This window comes from Streptomyces anandii JCM 4720, from assembly GCF_014650655.1.
Taxonomy (GTDB): Bacteria; Actinomycetota; Actinomycetes; order Streptomycetales; family Streptomycetaceae; genus Streptomyces; species Streptomyces anandii.
The window spans coordinates 43,289-47,632 of the sequence record NZ_BMVJ01000025.1 but is presented as its reverse complement, the minus strand read 5'-3'; the positions used below and the strand labels follow the sequence as shown (position 1 = coordinate 47,632).

Here is a 4,344-nt window from a genome sequence, read left to right as displayed (position 1 = left end):
CGAGCGCGCCGAGTTGCCGGGCCTTGTCCACGTCCTGCTCGGCCCAGTAGCCGACGACGCGGGGGCCGGGCTCCTCGGCGGCCAGGCGCAGCAGGCCGGTGAAGTCGTCCTCGGAGGAGATGTGCGGACCGCCGCACTCGTGCACCGAGCCGATGCCGACGGAGGCGGCGTGGGCCAGCGCGGCACGCTGCGCCCCGGTGCGCTGCTCGGGGGTGACGGCGCCGAACGCGGCGGCCCGCACGGTGTGGTGGGCGTCGGCGGTCAGCGGGCCGTCGGCGGGGCCGAGCCCGGCGAGGTCCAGCAGTGCGGTGGTGACGACCGCGGAGTGGACGTCGATCCGGCTCAGGTAGAGCGGGCGGTTTCCGGTGGCCTCGTCGAGTTCGGCGCGGGTCGGGGGGCGGCCGCCGGGCCAGCGGGCCGCGTCCCAGCCGTGGCCCAGGAGCACCCGGTCGTGGGGGCGGGCGGCGGCGAACTCCCGTACCCGGGCCAGGGCCGCCTCCAGGGAGGGGGCGCCGGACAGGTCGAGGCCGGTCAGGGCGAGTCCGGTGGCCGTGGTGTGCACGTGCGCGTCGGTGAACGCCGGGGTGACCAGCGCGCCGTCCAGGTCGATCACCTCGTCGACGCCGCCCGCGAAGGCGTCGGCCGCCCCCTCGGAACCGACCCAGGCCACATGCCCCGCCTCGACGACCATGGCGGTCGCGAAAGGGTCGGCGGGGCTGTGGACCTCGCCACGGCGCAGGAGGACGGTCTGGGGCTCGGCGGTGTGCTCACTCATGGGCACCAGTCTCGCGCCTGCGCGCGGGCGCCCGGCGCGCAGGTCGGCCGCCGTGGCGCCCCCGGGACGCCCGGACGGGTCAGATGCGGGGCGGCCGGGCCTCGTAGGGGGTGGAGAGGACGACCGTGGTGCGGGTGGAGACGCCGGCCAGGGTGCGCACCCTCGCGAGGAGTTCCTCGAGTTCGTGCGGGGTGGCCACGCGGACCTTGAGGATGTAGTTCTCGTCGCCCGCGACGCTGTGGCAGGCCTCGATCTCCGGTACGCCGGCCAGGCGGTCCGCGATGTCGTCCGGGGCGCTGGGGTCGAAGGGTTTGACCGAGATGAAGGCGGTCATGGGCAGGCCCACGGCCTCGGCGTCGACGACCGCGGCATAGCCGCGGATGACACCGCGCTGCTCCAGCCGGCGCACACGCTGGTGCACGGCCGAGGTGGACAGGCCCGTGGCCTTGCCCAGGTCGGTGTAGCTCATCCGCCCGTCCTTGACGAGCAGCTGCACGATCTGTCGGTCCAGCTCCTCCATGGCGCAAGAACCTACAGTGCGCTTGATCTCCGCGGATACCTCGGCAGCCCCGGCACCTGCGTGCGGCATGTGACGAACACCACAGCCCTTGGCGTCTCTCCGTGATGTTCTCGTGATTACCCCGGAGAGCGGGCGGGAAGTGCTTGCTGTGGTCGAGGCCGCAGCGCCTTCACGGCCCAGCCTTAGGGGGAGAATCCCATGCAGAGTCTCAAGCGCCTTGGTAGTCCTGTGCCCAAGCGGCAGCAGCCGGCCATCGAGCCCGCTCCGGAGGGCGTCGAACCGGACGAGTTCGACACCGGTAGCGACGCGTACGACACCTTCGAGATGTACCGGGTGATCTGCCCGGAGTGCGCGCAGCCCATCGCCCTGCTCGCGGACGAGGAGGTCCTGCCGGAGCACGCGCTGTGCGCCTCGCCGTGGAACCCGTTCGGGCTCTCCGTGTGCGCCGGTACGGGACGCAGGGCGGCCGAGGCCCGTCCTGCGGACGAGTCGGTGGAGCCGCAGGAGCAGGACACCGCCCTGCTGTTGACGCTCCCGCAGGGGCTCGACTGGCGTACGCAGCCCTTCTCCCACGTCGGCGGCCCGGGCTCGCGCCCGATGCGGGTCCCGGCGATGCGCCGCGACGCCGCCTGAGCGGCCCCGCTCCCTTTCCCGCCCACGGCACGCCCGGCCGTGGCCCGGTCCGGCTCTCCTGCCCTCGGAGCGGGCCCTGCCCGTACCCGGCAAGCCCCGCCGCGGCATGCACGCCCGGCACGGCACGCTGGTGAGGCGGGTCCGGCAGCGTCCGGCAGTCCTGCCGCGGGCCGGGTCCGGCATGCGCCGGCAAACCCCCACCCCGGGCCAGGCACGTGCCCGGCTCCGGCACGCGTCGGCGTGCCTCGCGGTGGAGCGGGTCCCATACCCGTCGGGCACCGGCCGGGCGCCCGCGCGGACGGCCGGGAACTCACGCTCGATATGCGCGGGTGGTGACCTGGGGCGGCGCGGGGGCGTTGCTCAGGTATGACCGCCACGCAATCGGCACCAGCACGCCGTCGCCGGATTCTCGTGCCGGCGCCCGCGGAATCGGTTCCGCCGCCCGCGCCGCCGCAGCTCCCGGATCCGCCGATCTACCGCGATCTGGTGCGCACCTGGGCCGACCGGGGCCGCACCCTGCCGGGGCGCCACGACCCGGAGTGGGTACGGCTCGCGGCGCCCTTCCTCGGCCTCGGGCAGTTCAGCGGGTCTCGGGACCCGCGACGTGACGGGCGATGACCATCCGCTGGATCTGATTGGTGCCCTCGACGATCTGCAGCACCTTGGCCTCACGCATGTATCGCTCGACGGGGAAGTCCGCCGTGTAGCCGTACCCGCCGAGCACCTGGACGGCGTCGGTGGTGACCTTCATGGCCGTGTCCGTGCAGAACAGCTTGGCCATGGCCGCCTGGCGGGCGAACGGCCGCCCGGCGTCCCGCAGCCGGGCCGCCGCCAGGTACAGCGCCCGGCCGGCCTCGATCTGGGTGGCCATGTCGGCGAGCATGAAGCGCAGGCCCTGGAAGTCGGAGATCGGCCGCCCGAACTGCCGGCGTCCGGTGGCGTACGCGGCGGCCTCGTCGAGCGCGGCCTGGGCGAGTCCGATGGCGCAGGCGGCGATGCCGAGGCGTCCGGAGTCGAGCGCGGACAGCGCGATGGCGAAGCCCTGCCCCTCCTCGCCGATGCGCCGCTCGTCGCCGACGCGAACCCCGTCGAGGTGGATCTGCGCGGTCGGGGAGCCCTTGAGGCCCATCTTCTTCTCCGGCGCGGCGGCGCTCAGGCCCTCCGCGTCGCCGGGCACCAGGAAGGCCGTGATGCCGCGGGGGCCCTCCTCGCCGGTGCGGGCCATGACCGTGTAGAAGTCGGCGACCCCGCCGTGCGTGATCCAGGACTTGGTGCCCGTGATCACCCAGCCGTCGCCGTCGCGGACCGCCTTGGTACGCAGTGAGGCGGCGTCGGAGCCGGAGGCCGGCTCGGACAGGGCGTAGGCGCCGAGCAGACCGCCGCCGAGCATCGCGGGCAGGTGCTCGGTCTGCTGCTCCTTGCTGCCGTAGGCGGCCACGCCGTAGGAGGCGAGCGTGTGCACGCTCAGGCCCAGGCCGACCGTGAGGCGGGCCGCGGCCAGCTCCTCGAGGACCTGGAGATAGACCTCGTACGGCTGCTCGCCGCCGCCGTACTCGGCGTCGTAGGGCAGGCCGAGCAGTCCGGAGCGGGACAGCAGGGTGAAGATCTCGCGGGGGAAGCGTCCGGCGTCCTCCTCCTCGGCCGCCTTGGGTGCGATCTCGTGCTGCGCGATGTCACGGACGAGCGAGATCAGATCCCGGGCCTCGTCCGTGGGCAGTTGCCGGTCCACCGGCTGCGGGGCGCGGTCGGGCATGGCGACGCTCTCCTCCCTTATCGGGCGCATCGGCGGACGTGCGCCTTGGGTGGGGCGGCTCCGCCGGAGTCTTCCTCGGGCCAGCCGACGCCGCAGTCCCGGGTCACGGAAGCTGCTGACCAGCGGCTGTGCGCTGTGAGTATGCCCGATCGGCGGCACGGAGTCACCGGTTAACGACCGCTTACTTCAAGAAAGGGTACGTGCCCGGGCGCGCGCCCGCATCCCTGCTCAGCCGTCCCGGCGGGCGGGGGCCGGGGCCGGGTAGGCGGGGTCGAGCTCCTCGATGGCGCGCAGCGCCCCGCCGAGGGTCTTCACCAGCAGCTCCCGCATGGTGTCGCGGCTGAGCTCCGGCCGGCCGATCCAGTCGAGGGTGGCGCCCTCGACGCCGCACACCCAGGCGAGCAGGCCCATACGGGCCAGCGGGGCGACGGTCCTGCGGCCGTAGGCACCCTCCGCGATGGTCGCGACGATCGCCTCGCGCACGCCGTCCCGGATGGCGTGCACCTCGGTGTCGAAGCCGACGCCGCCACTGACGATGGTGCGGTACGCCGCCTGGTTGTGCTCGGCGTAGCGCAGGTAGCCGTCGATCGTGCGGTGCACGCGGTCCACGGCCGGCCGCTGCGGGCCGCTGCCCGCGAAGGTGACCAGGTCGGCGACCGAGTC

At 74.0% G+C, this 4,344-nt stretch carries 5 protein-coding genes and 1 pseudogene; 2 read left to right on the top strand and 4 right to left on the bottom strand.

Annotated elements, in window-relative coordinates; translation table 11 throughout:
• Both IE249_RS39035 and IE249_RS30910 read right to left on the bottom strand, forming a co-directional pair.
• Nucleotides 1-775 (bottom strand): amidohydrolase family protein (locus IE249_RS39035; RefSeq protein ID WP_229859626.1); only part of this gene is annotated, 775 nt, incomplete at its 3' end.
• Between the two features lie 79 nt (nt 776-854).
• Nucleotides 855-1,295, bottom strand: coding sequence for an Lrp/AsnC family transcriptional regulator (locus IE249_RS30910; RefSeq protein WP_018570152.1), 441 nt, complete (start codon nt 1,293-1,295; stop codon nt 855-857).
• Between the two features lie 198 nt (nt 1,296-1,493).
• Between IE249_RS30910 and IE249_RS30905 the strand changes: the two genes are divergently transcribed.
• Together IE249_RS30905 and IE249_RS40155 are read left to right on the top strand one after the other, a co-directional pair.
• Nucleotides 1,494-1,928 (top strand): hypothetical protein, encoded by a 435-nt coding sequence (locus tag IE249_RS30905; protein WP_189710114.1) that lies wholly within the window; start codon nt 1,494-1,496, stop codon nt 1,926-1,928.
• A 366-nt stretch (nt 1,929-2,294) separates the two neighbouring features.
• Nucleotides 2,295-2,546, top strand: coding sequence for a hypothetical protein (locus tag IE249_RS40155; RefSeq protein ID WP_373304498.1), 252 nt, complete (start codon nt 2,295-2,297; stop codon nt 2,544-2,546).
• Here the strand turns inward: IE249_RS40155 and IE249_RS30900 are convergent.
• Together IE249_RS30900 and IE249_RS39030 are read right to left on the bottom strand one after the other, a co-directional pair.
• Nucleotides 2,509-3,681, bottom strand: a complete 1,173-nt coding sequence (locus tag IE249_RS30900; protein ID WP_189710112.1) for an acyl-CoA dehydrogenase family protein — start codon at nt 3,679-3,681, stop codon at nt 2,509-2,511. The genes IE249_RS40155 and IE249_RS30900 overlap by 38 nt on opposite strands.
• Before the next feature lie 228 nt (nt 3,682-3,909).
• Nucleotides 3,910-4,344 (bottom strand): annotated as a pseudogene (locus IE249_RS39030) (TetR family transcriptional regulator); the annotation flags it as partial.

Coding starts and splice junctions, on each gene's coding strand:
- IE249_RS30910 (WP_018570152.1), bottom strand. CDS start 1,295: ATGGAGGAGCTGGACCGACAGATCGTGCAGCTGCTCGTCAAGGACGGG.
- IE249_RS30905 (WP_189710114.1), top strand. CDS start 1,494: ATGCAGAGTCTCAAGCGCCTTGGTAGTCCTGTGCCCAAGCGGCAGCAG.
- IE249_RS40155 (WP_373304498.1), top strand. CDS start 2,295: ATGACCGCCACGCAATCGGCACCAGCACGCCGTCGCCGGATTCTCGTG.
- IE249_RS30900 (WP_189710112.1), bottom strand. CDS start 3,681: ATGCCCGACCGCGCCCCGCAGCCGGTGGACCGGCAACTGCCCACGGAC.